Origin of the sequence: Asaia krungthepensis NRIC 0535 (genome assembly GCF_025995175.1) — a bacterium.
Classification (GTDB): Bacteria; Pseudomonadota; Alphaproteobacteria; order Acetobacterales; family Acetobacteraceae; genus Asaia; species Asaia krungthepensis.
Genome location: NZ_BAPV01000057.1, coordinates 63,176 through 77,162, shown reverse-complemented (window position 1 = coordinate 77,162; position 13,987 = coordinate 63,176). Strand labels below are relative to the sequence as shown.

The 13,987-nt window shown below is 62.3% G+C and carries 15 protein-coding genes; 8 read left to right on the top strand and 7 right to left on the bottom strand.

The window, feature by feature from the left end; genetic code table 11:
• Positions 1 to 10: 10 nt before the first annotated feature.
• Positions 11 to 649, bottom strand: a complete 639-nt coding sequence (locus AA0535_RS12685; protein WP_264816822.1) for a YitT family protein — start codon at positions 647 to 649, stop codon at positions 11 to 13.
• A 97-nt stretch (positions 650 to 746) separates the two neighbouring features.
• Here AA0535_RS12685 and AA0535_RS12680 point away from each other — a divergent pair, with 97 nt between their 5' ends.
• Positions 747 to 1,730, top strand: a complete 984-nt coding sequence (locus AA0535_RS12680; RefSeq protein WP_264816821.1) for a LysR family transcriptional regulator — start codon at positions 747 to 749, stop codon at positions 1,728 to 1,730.
• 23 nt (positions 1,731 to 1,753) lie between these two features.
• Here the strand turns inward: AA0535_RS12680 and AA0535_RS12675 are convergent, their stop codons facing one another.
• Positions 1,754 to 3,094, bottom strand: coding sequence for a GntP family permease (locus AA0535_RS12675; protein WP_264816820.1), 1,341 nt, complete (start codon positions 3,092 to 3,094; stop codon positions 1,754 to 1,756).
• 263 nt (positions 3,095 to 3,357) lie between these two features.
• Between AA0535_RS12675 and AA0535_RS12670 the strand changes: the two genes are divergently transcribed.
• The 3 genes from AA0535_RS12670 (at position 3,358) to AA0535_RS12660 (ending at position 5,864) form a co-directional block, all read left to right on the top strand.
• Entirely contained in the window at positions 3,358 to 4,107 is a 750-nt protein-coding gene (locus tag AA0535_RS12670) for a dienelactone hydrolase family protein (protein ID WP_264816818.1), read from the top strand.
• 3 nt (positions 4,108 to 4,110) lie between these two features.
• The gene (locus tag AA0535_RS12665) at positions 4,111 to 5,475 is read left to right on the top strand and encodes an MFS transporter (protein ID WP_264816816.1); all 1,365 of its coding nucleotides are present in this window, start codon (positions 4,111 to 4,113) and stop codon (positions 5,473 to 5,475) included.
• Between the two features lie 89 nt (positions 5,476 to 5,564).
• A complete protein-coding gene (locus AA0535_RS12660; RefSeq protein ID WP_264816814.1) occupies positions 5,565 to 5,864 on the top strand; it encodes an HD domain-containing protein in 300 nt (99 codons plus the stop codon).
• A 173-nt stretch (positions 5,865 to 6,037) separates the two neighbouring features.
• Here the strand turns inward: AA0535_RS12660 and AA0535_RS12655 are convergent, their stop codons facing one another.
• The 4 genes from AA0535_RS12655 to ubiA form a co-directional block, all read right to left on the bottom strand.
• Positions 6,038 to 6,550, bottom strand: a complete 513-nt coding sequence (locus AA0535_RS12655) for a hypothetical protein (RefSeq protein ID WP_264816812.1) — start codon at positions 6,548 to 6,550, stop codon at positions 6,038 to 6,040.
• 254 nt (positions 6,551 to 6,804) lie between these two features.
• A complete protein-coding gene (locus AA0535_RS12650; protein WP_264816810.1) occupies positions 6,805 to 7,101 on the bottom strand; it encodes a hypothetical protein in 297 nt (98 codons plus the stop codon).
• 28 nt (positions 7,102 to 7,129) lie between these two features.
• Complete coding sequence (locus AA0535_RS12645; RefSeq protein WP_264816807.1) at positions 7,130 to 7,783, bottom strand: class I SAM-dependent methyltransferase; 654 nt, start codon at positions 7,781 to 7,783, stop codon at positions 7,130 to 7,132.
• Positions 7,780 to 8,700: a 4-hydroxybenzoate octaprenyltransferase gene (gene ubiA, locus AA0535_RS12640; RefSeq protein WP_264816805.1), complete on the bottom strand. Its 921-nt coding sequence runs from the start codon at positions 8,698 to 8,700 to the stop codon at positions 7,780 to 7,782. The genes AA0535_RS12645 and ubiA overlap by 4 nt, the downstream gene beginning before the upstream one ends.
• Before the next feature lie 75 nt (positions 8,701 to 8,775).
• On the opposite strand from ubiA, the gene AA0535_RS12635 reads away from it, so the two are divergent.
• From AA0535_RS12635 to AA0535_RS12625, 3 genes are read left to right on the top strand one after another with little or no spacing between them, the layout of a single operon-like run.
• A complete protein-coding gene (locus tag AA0535_RS12635) occupies positions 8,776 to 9,498 on the top strand; it encodes a 16S rRNA (uracil(1498)-N(3))-methyltransferase (RefSeq protein WP_264817027.1) in 723 nt (240 codons plus the stop codon).
• 57 nt (positions 9,499 to 9,555) lie between these two features.
• Entirely contained in the window at positions 9,556 to 10,938 is a 1,383-nt protein-coding gene (locus AA0535_RS12630; protein WP_264816803.1) for a glutamate--cysteine ligase, read from the top strand.
• Between the two features lie 10 nt (positions 10,939 to 10,948).
• Entirely contained in the window at positions 10,949 to 11,572 is a 624-nt protein-coding gene (locus AA0535_RS12625) for a LolA family protein (RefSeq protein WP_264816801.1), read from the top strand.
• A 12-nt stretch (positions 11,573 to 11,584) separates the two neighbouring features.
• Here AA0535_RS12625 and rsmI read toward each other — a convergent pair whose 3' ends face one another.
• A complete protein-coding gene (gene rsmI, locus AA0535_RS12620; protein WP_264816799.1) occupies positions 11,585 to 12,544 on the bottom strand; it encodes a 16S rRNA (cytidine(1402)-2'-O)-methyltransferase in 960 nt (319 codons plus the stop codon).
• Between rsmI and AA0535_RS12615 the strand changes: the two genes are divergently transcribed.
• Entirely contained in the window at positions 12,529 to 13,947 is a 1,419-nt protein-coding gene (locus tag AA0535_RS12615; RefSeq protein WP_264816797.1) for a penicillin-binding protein activator, read from the top strand. The two genes, rsmI and AA0535_RS12615, sit on opposite strands and share 16 nt — an antisense overlap.
• The last annotated feature ends 40 nt before the right edge of the window (positions 13,948 to 13,987 follow it).

The following is a 13,987-nucleotide window of genomic DNA, read 5'->3' as shown; positions in this document are numbered from 1 at the left end:
ATCGGGTGTCTCAATGCCCGATATAGCGTCCCGGCCTGTGATAGACGATCAGGATACCGCTCGTCGAAACGGCACTGACTAGAGACAGGACGATCTTGTCTTTGGGCAGGAAAAACGCTGAGACGGTCAGGATGACGACGTCGATCGCAATCTGCACACGCCCTGCGTTGATGCCCCGCGATTTTTGCAGCCATAACGTGACAATGCCCGTACCGCCGACCCCGGCCTGATGGCGGGCAAGGCACAATATACCGAGCCCTATGATGGTGCCCGCAAAAAGGGCGCTGAAGAGCGGATTGATTTCCGACACCGTGATGACGCGTGGCATCAAACCGCCAAACGCCGTGACGCCCATGCTCGCGATCATGGTCCTGACCGCAAAATTCGGGCTCATGGCTTTCAGGGCGAATGCGAGGAAGGGAATGTTGATGAGCGTGAAGAGCAGACCCGGCGAGAGCGGCAGGACATAGGACAGCAGAAGCGCGATCCCCGCCATCCCGCCCGTCACCAGCCCGGCCTTGTGCAGACAAAGGATGCCCATCACGATCAGAGAGCATCCGATCAGAAAGGCATAGACATCCTCAGCGAGCGAATGGCGCAATCCGCCTGTATGCGGCGTCGATATGGCGGTCGAGGCAGATGGGCCCATGGGAGCGAACTCGCAATTACGTGGAGGCGCCTGCTTTACGCCTGCCTGAGTCAATAAGATAATATGATCTTCAGATTGGCTATATAGGATTATTCCTATGATCCCTCCGCAGATCACCTTTCGCGAATTGAGCCATTTCCTGACTGTCGTCTGTCAGGGGGGCTTCGTCAGAGCCAGCGAGGCACTCCATGTCAGCCAGCCCTCGGTCAGCCAGAGTGTCCAGTCCCTCGAGACAAAGCTCGGTGCTCAGCTGATCGTCCGGGGCAGAAAAGCCATCGCCCTGACCGAGAAGGGGGAAGTCCTGAGGCGTTATGCCGAGCGCACCTTGCGGGAAGAGGTGAGCCTGCGCGAGATCATGGGCAGAGACAGTCAGGGCCTGGAGGGACGTTTGCGCGTCACCGTACCTCCGGCGCTTTCTTCGGTATGCTTCCCTGCAATCATCGAGGGTTTTTGTCGTGAGTATCCCGGCGTGATGCTCGAAATCGATGAGTCACCGTCTGAAAAGCTGATGCCGCGCTTGCGTGGAGGACAGACCGAAATCGCGGCACTCATCGTGCCAGGCGGTGAGGAAACGCTTCATTTCTACCCTCTCGGGCGGGACCATCTCTGCCTCGTGGTGCCCGACGCTCATGACCTCGCAGATCGGCGTTCCTGTGCCTTGGCAGAAATCATCCAGGAGCGGGTGGCGCTGCTTCGAGAGGACTTCAAGATCAACCGTTTCATCCTGCAGGCCTATGCCGGGCATGGCGCGAAGCCGCGCGTGGTCGGGCGTACAGGGGATATCCATCTGCTCATGGCCATGGTCCGGTCGGGGCTGGGGCTCGGGATCATTCCTTCCGCCCTGTGTCGCGGCGTCTGGATGGAGGGGGTGAGGGCGCTGCATCTGCACTCGCCCGTCATGGCTTTTGACTGGGCACTGGCCACGCGGCGGGACCATCAGCTTTCACCGGCTGGCGAGGCCTGGCGCAAAACCTGCCTGGAGCATTTCACCCGCTCGATCCTCCCGGAGGAAGGCCTCCTCGAGGGAGGCTCCCCGGGGGAGCATCTCTCACAGGTCAGCGCTCAGAAGGAGCGCACCTGAGCGCCTTGGCAGCGTGCCGTCGGTCAGATCACCAGCGAGGCCAGCAGGCAGAAGCCGAGGCCCAAAAAGGCGATCAGGGTTTCGATCACGCACCAGGTCTTGATGGTCTGGGGCACGGTCAGGCCCAGATATTCCTTGATCTGCCAGAAGCCCGCATCATTCATGGGGCCGAAGGCGACCGAACCGGCACCCGTGACGAGCACCATGAGTTCGGGCGAGACGCCATGGCTCTTGAGGAGGATCGGTCCGGCAATGCTCGAGGCCGTGCTCATGGCAACAGTTGCCGAGCCACAGGCCACTCGCACGATCACGGCCAGCAGCCAGCCGAGCACAAGTATCGGGACGTTGGCGTTCAGCGCTGTGTCGGTGATCACCTTGGATACACCGCTATCCACCAGTTCGCGGCCGAAACCACCGCCGGCTCCCACCAGAAGCATGATCAGTGCGGTCGGACCAAGGCACTCATTGGTGAAATGCAGGATCGTCTCACGGGAGAAACCGCGCGCCAGACCCAGCACGTAGAAGGACAGGATCACAGCCAGAACGAGGGCGATATCGGTATTGCCGATGAAATGGAGCGCCGTATTCAGTGTCGTGCCGGGCGCCGAGACGCGATCGGCTACCGAGGCGACCAGCATGAGCACGACGGGCGAAAGAATGGTGAAGACCGTAATCGCGAAGCCCGGCATGTTCTTGGGTGGCTCGCGATTGACGAATTGTTCGGCCAGTGGATTGGCCTCTGTCAGCGGAACTCGCGGTGCGATGAACCGCGCGAAAAGCGGTCCGGCGATGATCGCAATGGGTGTGCCGATCAGGATACCCAGAAAGATCGTATGGCCGGTATTGGCATGATAGGCCGAAAGGGCCAGCAGGGTCGCCGGATGGGGCGGGATCATGGCATGGGTGACGGAAAGCGCTGCGCCCATGGGCAGGGCCACGCGTAGCAGCGGCATATCGGTACGCGCCGCCAGCACGAAAGCCAGCGGGATCAGCAACACGAACCCGACCTCGAAAAACACCGGGAGTCCGATCAGGAGTCCGATGATCATCATGGCCCAGTCCACACGCGACCGGCCCGCGCGGTTCGAAATCGTCAGGGCGATCCGGTCTGCACCGCCTGATTCGGCCAGCATCTTGCCCAGCATCGTGCCGAGCGCGATCACGGTCCCGACATGGCCGAGCACATGGCCCGCGCCCTCCTCGAAGGATTTCACCACCTTGTCGGCAGGCATTCCGGCGGCGAGCGCGAGAGCGAGCGACGTCGTGAACAGCACGATGAACGGGTTGAGCCTGAAATAGGCGATGAGGACGACGATCGCGAGGATCGCGGCGGAGGCAAGGGAGATGGCAAAAAGCGCAGACATGGCATGATCTCGGGGGTCGAAACGGGTTTCTGTCAACGTGTCGAACCCTGTCGGGATGTTCACATATTGGGCAGGTTTCTTACAACCCGCATCCTCGCTGGCTTTGCGCGCCGGGATTTCTGGATCGATCCAACCGACGCTGTGGGGGGTGACGCGAGTCGGCGCTTGCGGCGGCCATGGCGCCGCAGCCCCGGAGGCTCTATGCACGAAAGCCCTGCGCGATCGGCCTGGCCGATTCTGTGACCGTTGAAGGAGAGACCCCCATGCTTATTCGCAGCGACGAGAAAGCAGATATCGACACTCCAACAGGGACGATGCGGGTCCATCTCTTCCGGCCGATGCGCGCCGGCCGTTTCCCGGCAGTGCTGCTTTTTTCCGAGATCTATCAGGTCACGGCACCCATAGAGCGTCTGGCGGCCATGATCGCCGGGCTGGGCTATCTGGTGGCCGTGCCGGAAGTCTATCATGAGTACGAGGCACCGGGCTGTGTGCTGGCCTATGACAAGCCGGGCACGGATCGTGGCAACGACCTCAAATACACCAAACCCATCGGGCAATTCGACAGCGACAACATTGCCCTCATCGACTGGTTGAGGGGCCATGACGCCTGTAGCGGCCGGTTCGGCGCGTTTGGCGTGTGTCTGGGCGGGCATCTGGCGTTCCGTGCGGCGCTGCATCCGGCCATCGAGGCGACGGCCTGTTTCTATGCGACAGATCTGCATACCGGAACGCTGGGTGGTGAGCGTGCCGATGGGACGTTGGCCCGCGCAGCCGAGATCAGGGGGGAACTCATGATGGTCTGGGGACGCCATGACCCGCATGTTCCCTATGAAGGCCGCAAGCAGATACGTGATGCACTGGAGGCAGCTGCGGTCGCTCTGGAATGGCATGAGGTAGACGGTCAGCACGCGTTCCTGCGTGACGGCGCTCCGCGTTTCGACGCTGCTCTGTTCCTGGCCGGGATGACCTGGACCAACACGCTGTTCCAGCGCGTCTTCATCGCCCAGAGCTGAGCCATGAGCCCGGCACCACAGGCAGATGGACTGTACGGAGCCGAGCGCGCCAAGGCGATGCTGGCCGTGGCGCTCGCTGTTCTGCTCTCGGTGCTGGATTACGCTGTCGCCAATGTCGCCCTGCCCAGCATCGCACATGATCTGCATATTGCCTCGTCGCAATCCATCTGGGTGATCAACGCCTATCAGCTGGCCTCACTTTCGATGCTGTTGCCGCTGGCATCGATAGGGGCCCGGATCGGCTTTGCGCGGATGTGTCGTCTGGGGATCGCGATCTTTCTTGTCGCATCCATTCTGTGCGCGTTATCGCATACCCTGCTGGAGTTGGCGCTTGCCCGCGCGCTGCAAGGCATGGGGGGGGCGAGCATCATGAGCGTGGCCATCGCGCTCATACGCTTCATCTATCCCAAGGCAGAGCTCGGGAAGGGTCTGGCCCTGAACGGGCTGATCATCGGCACCGGGGTGGCGCTGGGGCCGACCGTTGGGTCGCTTGTCATGTCCGTGGCCGACTGGCCCTGGATTTTCTGGATCAATGTGCCGCTCGGCCTGGCCGCCCTGGGGCTGGCCAGCATTGCTTTGCCCGTCACGCCGCGCTCGGACAAGGCGGTCGATCTTCCTGCCGTTGCGCTCACGATTGCGGCTTTCACCTTCACGGTCATCGGGGTCGATGATGCGGTACATGGCGGGTTGCTCAGCGCTCTCGCCCTGTCCGGGATCGGGGTAGGGTGCTGGGTGGCCTTGCTGCGCTATCAGCGTGGGAAGAGCGAACCTGTCGTGCCGGTCGATCTTCTGGGAGTGCCGTCGTTTCTGATCGCCTTCATCGTGGGGATGACCGGGTTCGTAGCCTCGAATTTCTTTATCATCGCCATGCCCTTCACGCTTGAGACCGTGTTCCATCGCCCTGCTACCGTCACGGGGTTTCTGATCACGCCCTGGGCAGTTGGCGTAGCCAGCATGTCTTTCCTGATCGGTCGATGGACAGACCGGATCCCGGCGGCCCAGCTCTCAAGTCTTGGCCTCGCTGTGACAGGGTGTGGCTTTGCCCTGCTCTGGCAACTGCCAAGCGATGCCAGCAATTTCGATATCATCTGGCGTACCTGGCTCGCAGGATCTGGGTTCGGCATGTTCCAGCCGCCGAATAACCGCGTGATGATGCTGGCTGCTCCGCGCGGGCGTGAGGGTAGCGCGAGTGGCCTCGTCTCGGTGGCCCGGCTGGGCGGGCAGACGCTGGGCGCCTTGCTGGTGGCAAGTGTCTTCCGGTTCAGTCTTCATGCCTCCACACTGTGTCTGCTCTGCGCCATGGTCATTGCCTGGCTCGGTGCAGGTTTGAGCCTGGGACGGACGATCCGGTTCAGCCCCAGAGGCTGATCGCTGGGCTCTGAGGCGGCGCATCGCTCAGGCTGGATATTGGGGTTCGACCCGGTATGGGGCGGGAGATGCACAAGGGAGAAGAGCTCATGAACGACCTTGTCCGTCGCGCCAGGATCTTCGCGACCCGAGCCCATGCCTCGATCGGGCAGAAACGCAAATATGACGGTCGGGATTACATCGTCCATCCAGAGGCGGTCGCGCTGATCGTGGCGACAGCCGGTGGGCGGCCCGAGGCCGTGGCAGCCGCCTGGCTGCATGATGTGGTCGATGATACGCCCGTCACGCAGGCTGAGATCGACGATCACTTCGGGCCGGATATTGGCGCTCTGGTGGAGATGCTGACCGATGTCAGCCGCCCCGAAGACGGTAATCGCGCAATGCGCTAGGCGCTCGATCGGGCGCATTCTGCCCAAGCAAGTGCCGAAGGGCAGACGATCAAGCTGGCGGATCTGCTCGATAATGCGCGCTCCATCATCCGGCATGACCCGGATTTTGCCGTGACCTTCCTGCGTGAAATGCGCCTGCTGATGCCCCTTCTGACCAAGGGGGATCGCGGTATTCATGACACACTCGACACCGTGCTGAGTGCCTGGGAGCGTTCACGCTCATGACTCCGGTCATACGCATGGTCGCGGGGGCGCATCTTTATGGCACCGACACCGTGTCTTCCGACACGGATCTCAATGGCGTTTTCCTGCCCGATGCATGTCACATTCTCCTGCAATCCTGATGCGATGTCGTCGTACAGCAACGGAAGAACCATCACGGGGAGCGCAATCAGCCCGGCGATGTCGATGAGACCGGTTTCGCCCTCCATCGCTTTCTCGATTTCCTGGGTGAGGCTCAGATTGTCGCTCTCGACAGGGTCTTTACTCCGTCGCAATTCTGGCTCGAGAAACCCCACCCGGTCTGGCACCGCATCGTCGAGAACCGGCGCAACCTGATCGGTCTGAATGCTGCGACTTCTCTGAAGTATTGTCGAGCCCATGCGGTGCGGCTTGGCGCGCGTGGAACGAGGCTCTCCGAACGGACCTGCATGGTCGATTTTATCGACAACGCGCGATCGAAACACGGCGCTCGAGCCCGGCTGGATGATCTTGGAAGCTCGCGCTGCAGGACTTAGTCGCGGCGTCAGGATTCACACATATCGGGATCGTCCTGTTCGATCAGCCGAGTTCGAAAGAAGCTGTCGCCCATCTGAATTGCGCTCGCATCAACAAGCCGCTCTGCACCAAATTGAACGATGTGGAAGTGCTCGTGGCCCGTGCTGTTGCCAGCTGAGGTGATCGCGCGGCCGTCGCGAGTAAGGGGCATGACTGGGAGGGGCTAAGCTATGCGTCGCGCGGAGGCTATAAGGCCAGGGGATCGCTGGGCACTGAACACATCATCTTCACAGGCCCCGAAGCAGCGCTTCTGCGCTTCATCAAATGCGGCGAGCGTGATGCAGAAGAGATGGGCGCGCAGCTTGAAGCGCTCATGGCCGAGATCGAGAGTCTGACGCAAACCCCCCAATTCCTGCATGCAGAGCCTGACGGAGCGCTGCGTAACTCTCTCGGCTGCGATAGCTATGCCGACATTATACGCGCCCAGCGTGATTGTGGTTTCGTCGACAGTCAGGACCAAACCGCGAGCGCGCGACGCTCCGAGTCTCTCAGCCGGATGAGGGGAGGATACGGCACAGCCTTGTCTCCCGCGCGGTCTTGCCTTCCAGTTCCATCGTCGTCGGGAGTGTCGCCGAAATAAGGATCTCGATACCGTCCTTCGGGGCGTAGGGACGGCCGGGATCGGCCATCCACACGTCCATGGTCCGGGCGCAGCGGCGAAGCCAGGGGATGATGCGATCCGCCATTTGCTGATTGTAACAGACGTCGCCGCAAAGCAGCAGATCGATCCCTTCAGGCACGGTGCCGACCAGATCGTTCGTCACCGGAACCACAGACACCTTGTTCAGAGCCGCGTTCAGGCAGGCGGCTTCGAGCGCGAGCGGATCGATATCGTTGACGCGCACGGCCCGTGCGCCAGCCTGGGCGCAGGCGATTCCTGCAAGGCCCCCGCCACAGGCGAAATCGAGAACAGATCTGTCTCTCACCCGCTCGGGCTGGTCCAGGACGAAACGCGCGAGCAACTGGCTTCCTGGCCAGGCAAAGGCCCAGAAAGGCGGCTCGATATTCAGTGCTGCCAAATGCGCCTCTGTCGCCTGCCAGATCGGCGTGATCTCGGTGGCGAGATGCAGTTCGATCTCGGGTACCAGAGGTGCGACTGCGATGACCGTCTGACTGCTGATGAAGGCGCGCGGATCTTTCATGAAAAGGCTCGGCCGCAGATCAGGGCAAGGGCCAGCACCATGCCGAAGGGAACATTCTGACGAAAAAGGGCCAGGCAGAGCGCGGGATCGCGGATATCCAGCCGCCCGATCTGACGAAGAAGCATGAAAGCCGCCAGGGCGGCGATCGGCCAGGCGATCCAGTGAAGGGGGGACAGCGCCATGGCTGTGGCAATGAGAAGCAGGGCAGCACCATAGCAACACCCAATGAAGCCACGCGCCTGTCCGGCCCAGAGGCGGGAGGTGGAGCGCACCCCGATACGGGCATCGTCATCCATGTCCTGGAACCCGTAGATCGTATCAAATCCGAGCTGCCATAGGATGGTGCCCGCATAGAGCAACGCACACACCCAGTCGATCCTGCCCGCGCTGGCGGCATAGCCCATGGGCGCACCAAATCCGAAGGTGAATCCCATGACGAGCTGAGGCCACCAGGTCACGCGCTTTGCGGCGGGGTAAAGCCCGACGAGCAGCAGGGCGAGCGGTGCCAGAGCCCAGCACAGGGGAGGTAACTGAAACAACACGAAGGCACCGATGGCCAGAAGAAGCGCAAGGGTGACAAGCGCCTGACGTACCGTAAGCCTGCCACTGGCAAGGGGGCGCCCCGCCGTGCGCGCGACCTGAGCATCGATCTTGCGATCCCAGATGTCATTCACCACGCATCCCGCCGAGCGCATTGCCAGCGAGCCGATCGCGAAAAGCAGGATCAGTACGGCGCGATGCAGGGAGGATGAGCCCTCGGCCAGTTCGATGCCCCAGATACCCGGCAGGAGCAGAAGCCAGGTTCCGACCGGACGATCGAGCCGGGCGAGCAGGATATAGGGCCTGATACCCTCGGGGAGGCGGGCTACCCAGCCATGAGCGCGTATATCGGTGTGGGGCACGGTCTGGCGCGTCATTCAGGTCTCCATGTCGTCATCCCGGTTCATTGCGTCTATGAACGGGGAACGTCAATCGCGCATCAAGAGGGTTTCATGCAGGACGCTCCCCGGCTTCATATCGACTCGCTGCAGCCCATGATGGGCGAGGGTGCCGCCATAGCGCTCGATCCGGGCCAGATGCGTTATCTTGCAACCGTGCTCCGCCTCGAGACGGGCGATAGCGTCCACCTGTTCAATGCTGAAGCGGGAGAGTGGGAGGCACGGCTGGAGATCCAGCGCAAGGACAGGGGGCAGGCGGTGCTCACCCGACAGCATCGCGCCCCTGTCGTGACGCATGGCCCGGTTCTGGTCTTTGCGCCGCTCAAGCGCGATGCCACCGATCTCGTGCTCCGCATGGGGACCGAAATGGGGGTGAGGCGTTTTTGCCCGGTCATCACGGAGCGTACCAACACGCATCGCATCAATGCCGAGCGTTTTCACGCGATCGCGCTGGAAGCCGCCGAGCAATGTGAACGGCTCGATATACCGGCGATCGACCCGCTCCGCCCGCTGGTGCAGGTTCTGGACGAATGGGATCGGGCGCGGCCGCTTTTTGCGGCACTGGAACGACAGCAAGGCACGCTCGTTGGGAACGTACCCCAGGACCATGCGCTTCTGATCGGGCCGGAGGGCGGGTTCTCGGAAACCGAGCGTCGCTTGTTGGGCGCCCATGAGGCCGTAACCCCGATTTCGCTGGGGAATCTGATCCTCAGAGCCGATACCGCAGTGGTCGCCGGTCTTGCCCAGTTGGCGTTTCGCGTCTCACGGTCCATATAGGACGAAACTTCTCAGTTTCTTTTTCCAGAAATCCCTTTCGAGGCTCCAGTACCGCCCATGTCTAATCCCGGTGACCTGAACGATACGCCTATCGAAAACAAGGCCCAGCTCGTTGCTCTTCTTGAGGAGGGGGCCAAGCCGCAGGAATCCTGGCGTATCGGTACGGAGCATGAAAAATTCGGTTTCGTTCTGCCGGGTGATCGATCCGGCCGTGAGGCGTTCTCGCCGCCCCCCTACGCGCCGGGCGGTATCGAATCCCTGCTCGAGGCACTCAAGGGCAATGGTGATGACTGGCAGGCCATCGAGGACCACGGCAAGCTGATCGGCCTCAAGGGGCAGGGCGCGCATAAGGGCGAGTCGGTTTCTCTTGAGCCGGCAGGGCAGTTCGAGCTATCCGGCCGACCGGTCGCCGACCTGCACGAAACCCGTGCCGAAATGGATGCCCATTTCGGCGCACTGCGTGAACCCGCTGCGGCTCTCGGACTGGGTTTCGCGCCGCTCGGGTTCCAGCCGCTCTGGTCGCGTGACGCCATGCCGATCATGCCGAAAAGCCGCTACGCCATCATGCGTCGTTACATGCCCAAGGTGGGATCGCTCGGTCTCGACATGATGACCCGCACCTGCACGGTTCAGGTCAATCTCGATTTTGGCTCCGAAGAGGATATGGCCCGCAAGATGCGCGTCTCCCTGGCCTTGCAGCCATTGGCCACCGCGTTTTTTGCGAACTCTCCCTTCTATGAGGGCAAGCCCAACGGCCTGCTCTCGAACCGCGCCCATATCTGGACCGATACCGATAATGCCCGTTCGGGCATGCCACCCTGCTGCTTCGACGAGAATTTCGGCTTTGAGCACTATGTCGACTGGGTTCTGGATGTCCCGATGTATTTCGTGATGCGTGATGGCGAGATCCGTGATGTCGCCGGTGCATCCTTCCGCGACTGGCTGGCGGGGAAGTCGCAGAGCGCCTTGGAAGGGCTGACCCCGACCATGGGTGATTTCGAAGATCACCTGACCACGGTTTTCCCCGATGTCCGCCTCAAGCAGTTTCTCGAAATGCGCGGTGCCGACGCAGGTAGTCCGGCGATGATGCTCGCACAATCTGCGCTCTGGGTGGGCCTGCTCTATGACCCGGCCACGTTGGTGGCGGCCGAAGCCCTTGTGCGCGAACAGGATTGGTCCAGCTATCGTGCCTTGCGTGGGGCCGTGCCGACCCAGGCCATGAACGCGTCCTTTCCTGGAGGGCTACGCGCTCTGGCAAGCCGCGTGGTCGCTCTGGCAGCGCAAGGACTGCGCGCGCGAGGCCTGGGTGAAGAATCCTATCTTGCCCCTCTGGAAGCCATTGCTGCCGGGGCGCCGACCCAGGCCGAGATCTGGCTCGAGCGCTTTCACGGCGCGTGGCAGGGCGATGTCCGCCCGATCTTCCAGGAAGCGTCGATCTGAGCGCCCGGCCATGAAAATCCGTTCTTTCTGCCTCCTTGCTCTTCTGTCTGTGTCGCCGGGCCTCGCTGATGCGGCCCATGCGCAGGCCACACCCGCCGCTCTGCGTCCTGCCGATGCCGGCTGGATTGCGCGCGTGCAGGACGCGCTCAACGCGACCCATGCGATCAAGGCAAGGTTCCAGCAGATTGCCCCGGACGGGGCACGTTCAACCGGGCAGGCCTGGCTGGATAGACCGGGGCGCATGCGTTTCGATTACGACAAGCCGAGCCCGCTGCTGCTCATCGCCAATCAGGGGCAGATTGTCTACCAGGACCGCGAACTCGGTCAGGTCACGACGTTGCCCCTCGACAGGACACCGCTCGGGTTATTGCTCCGCCCTGATCTGAAGCTTTCCGGAGATGTGACGGTCACAGGCTTTGCGCATGATCATGGTCTGGTTCAGGTCACCCTCGTGCGCAGCGCAACACCGGGAGAAGGCAGCCTGACCCTCATTTTCAACGAAGCGCCGCTAAGCCTGCGTTCCTGGGTCGTCAAGGACTCGCAAGGCCGTGAGACGCAGATCGACCTCTTCAATATCGAGGCCAATCCGAAGCTTCCTGACAGCCTGTTCGTCCTGCCGAAGGAGCAGGACTGATCAGGTTGCGGGTCAGTCCTTGTCTGCCCCCTCTGAGCCGAGTTCGAGCGCGCGTGCGTAGACCACGCGCCTCGGCAGATTGACTGCTCCTGCCACGAGCGTCGCGGCATCCTTGACCGAATGGGTTTGCAGTGCCTTTCGTAGGCGCGCATCGAGATCTTCCTCGCCGTTGTTCTCCGATTCATCGGCCGGTCCGACGAGGATTGTGATCTCGCCCCGGGGGGCAGTGTGCAGGAAGTGCTCCTGCAATTCGCGCAATGTTCCACGACGGACTTCCTCGAACCGCTTTGTGAGTTCGCGGGCAACCGCGCCCTGCCGTTCCGGCCCGAACACGACGATCAGATCCTCGATCATGTCGAGCAGACGGTGCGGCGCCTCGTACCAGATGAGCGTTGCTGAGAGTCCCGCCTGTTCGGCGGCACGCAGTACGCCGAACTGGGTGCGGCGGGCCGAGGAGCGCGGGGCGGCGAAGCCGCTGAACAGATAGGGATGGGGAGGCAGGCCGGACAGGGTGAGGGCAAGCGTCGCGGCGTTGGCTCCCGGCACAGCCCCGACCACCATGTCCTGCGCAAGGGCGGCGCGTGCGAGGCGAAAGCCAGGATCGGAGACCAGAGGCGTACCCGCATCCGAAACCAGCGCCATGCGCGCACCTGAAGCAAGGCGGATCAGTAGACCGGGGATACGATCTTCCTCATTGTGATCGTGAAGAATCTGTGTCGGTGTGGAAACATTATAGGCTTTGAGCAGTTTGGCTGTTACCCGTGTGTCCTCACAGAGAATGACATCGGCAGCCTTCAACGTCTCGATGGCCCGCACGCTCATATCGCCCAGATTGCCGATTGGCGTTGCCACCAGGGTCAGGCTGCCAGAGGGGAGGGTCGCGGAACTGCCCGAATTATCATAAGCATGACCCGGACCCTCCGGGGTCGAATCATTTTCAGGAGTATGGGTGTAAGATGGTAGGTCGGACATTCGGTCCCCGTCAGCGCGTGGTTTCCTTCACATCGCTCAGGTCGGCCTCTGCATGCAAGGTTTCCGCTCTTGCCGGTGTCGCGCTCTTTGCCCTCAATGCCTGTAACGGCCCCGAGACCCCTCCGCCTGTGAGCCCGGTAGGTCCCTCGGCCCAGGAGAGTGCGACGCGCAAGATCGGTATGCTCCTGCCGCTCTCCGGTCGCTTCGGCAAACTCGGTCAGCAGATGGCCAATGCTGCTCATATCGCGGTGCCCGATGGCCATGGGGTGATGCTCGACATCCATGACACCGACGCCCCTGGTCAGACGGCCGAGGCAGCGGCACGAGCGGCAATTGATCAGGGCGATCGCGTCATTCTCGGTCCGCTCACGGCGCCGCAGACGGCCTCTGCTGCAGCATTGACGCAGGCTGCCGGTCTGCCGGAATTTGCCTATACGAGTGACCAGGCGCAGGCGCGACCCGGCGTCTGGGTCATGGGGATCACGGTCGAGCAGCAGGTTAATCGGCTGGTCGATGCCGCAATGGGGGAAGGGCGCAGGAATTTTGCGGCTTTTCTGCCTGATAACGCGCTCGGCCACGCGCTGGGCGATGCCCTTGCCAAGGCTTGCAGCACGAAGGGGCTGAATTCGCCTCAGGTCGTGTTCCATACCGCGGCGAACGATTCGATCATTGCCGGGCTCAAGACGCTTGCCGCCGTGCAGACCCGTCAGGATCAGGCAGCCCAGCAGGCTGGTTCGCCCAGCAATGCGGCACAACCCACTGCGGCAGCGGAACCTGACGCGATCAATCCACTGGGCAGTGATGCGTCTGCTGCGCCCAAGCCTGCCTCATCGCAGCCGCCTTTGCCGACAGGAGCGACAGCCCCAGCACTATCAGGTGCCGGAGGCGCAGCCCCAGCCCCGGCCACCCCCGCAGCGCCGGTCGTGCTGCCCCCGCCTCCCTTCGACGCATTGCTGCTGGGCGATACCGGCCTCCAACTGGCGACCGTGATCGAGGGATTGAAACAGGCGTCGGTCGATCCGCATCAGACGCGCATCCTCGGTCCGGCCCTGTGGAGCGCCTTCGCCGGCAAGCTCGGGGCGTTGCAGGGAGGGTGGTTCGCGGCGCCTGATCCGTCGTCGCGCACCGACTTTGTGCAGCGCTATCGCAGCCGCTATGGCTATGCGCCCTCTGTGCTGGCCAATGTCGCTTACGACACTGCGACGATGGCAGCCGTGCTCAGTCAACAGCCGGACGGATTTTCGCAGCACTCCCTTTTGCGCCCCGATGGTTTTGCGGGATCGGACGGGACGTTCGTGCTTCAGGGAGACGGGACAGTGGCTCGCGGTCTGGCCGTTTTCGAGATTTTGCCGGGTGGCGGCGTGAAGATGGCTTCAGCTGCGCCCAGACGGCTTGGCAGGTGAGTTACACCTGATAGCCCGCCTCTTCCATGCGCGCCGGACC

What these genes read in the sequence shown, in the direction of transcription:
- AA0535_RS12645 (WP_264816807.1), bottom strand. Translation starts at nt 7,783, where the DNA reads ATGAAAGATCCGCGCGCCTTCATCAGCAGTCAGACGGTCATCGCAGTC.
- AA0535_RS12675 (WP_264816820.1), bottom strand. Translation starts at nt 3,094, where the DNA reads ATGTCTGCGCTTTTTGCCATCTCCCTTGCCTCCGCCGCGATCCTCGCG.
- AA0535_RS12630 (WP_264816803.1), top strand. Translation starts at nt 9,556, where the DNA reads ATGTCTAATCCCGGTGACCTGAACGATACGCCTATCGAAAACAAGGCC.
- ubiA (WP_264816805.1), bottom strand. Translation starts at nt 8,700, where the DNA reads ATGACGCGCCAGACCGTGCCCCACACCGATATACGCGCTCATGGCTGG.
- AA0535_RS12680 (WP_264816821.1), top strand. Translation starts at nt 747, where the DNA reads ATGATCCCTCCGCAGATCACCTTTCGCGAATTGAGCCATTTCCTGACT.
- AA0535_RS12635 (WP_264817027.1), top strand. Translation starts at nt 8,776, where the DNA reads ATGCAGGACGCTCCCCGGCTTCATATCGACTCGCTGCAGCCCATGATG.
- rsmI (WP_264816799.1), bottom strand. Translation starts at nt 12,544, where the DNA reads ATGTCCGACCTACCATCTTACACCCATACTCCTGAAAATGATTCGACC.
- AA0535_RS12625 (WP_264816801.1), top strand. Translation starts at nt 10,949, where the DNA reads ATGAAAATCCGTTCTTTCTGCCTCCTTGCTCTTCTGTCTGTGTCGCCG.
- AA0535_RS12660 (WP_264816814.1), top strand. Translation starts at nt 5,565, where the DNA reads ATGAACGACCTTGTCCGTCGCGCCAGGATCTTCGCGACCCGAGCCCAT.
- AA0535_RS12665 (WP_264816816.1), top strand. Translation starts at nt 4,111, where the DNA reads ATGAGCCCGGCACCACAGGCAGATGGACTGTACGGAGCCGAGCGCGCC.
- AA0535_RS12685 (WP_264816822.1), bottom strand. Translation starts at nt 649, where the DNA reads ATGGGCCCATCTGCCTCGACCGCCATATCGACGCCGCATACAGGCGGA.
- AA0535_RS12615 (WP_264816797.1), top strand. Translation starts at nt 12,529, where the DNA reads ATGGTAGGTCGGACATTCGGTCCCCGTCAGCGCGTGGTTTCCTTCACA.
- AA0535_RS12670 (WP_264816818.1), top strand. Translation starts at nt 3,358, where the DNA reads ATGCTTATTCGCAGCGACGAGAAAGCAGATATCGACACTCCAACAGGG.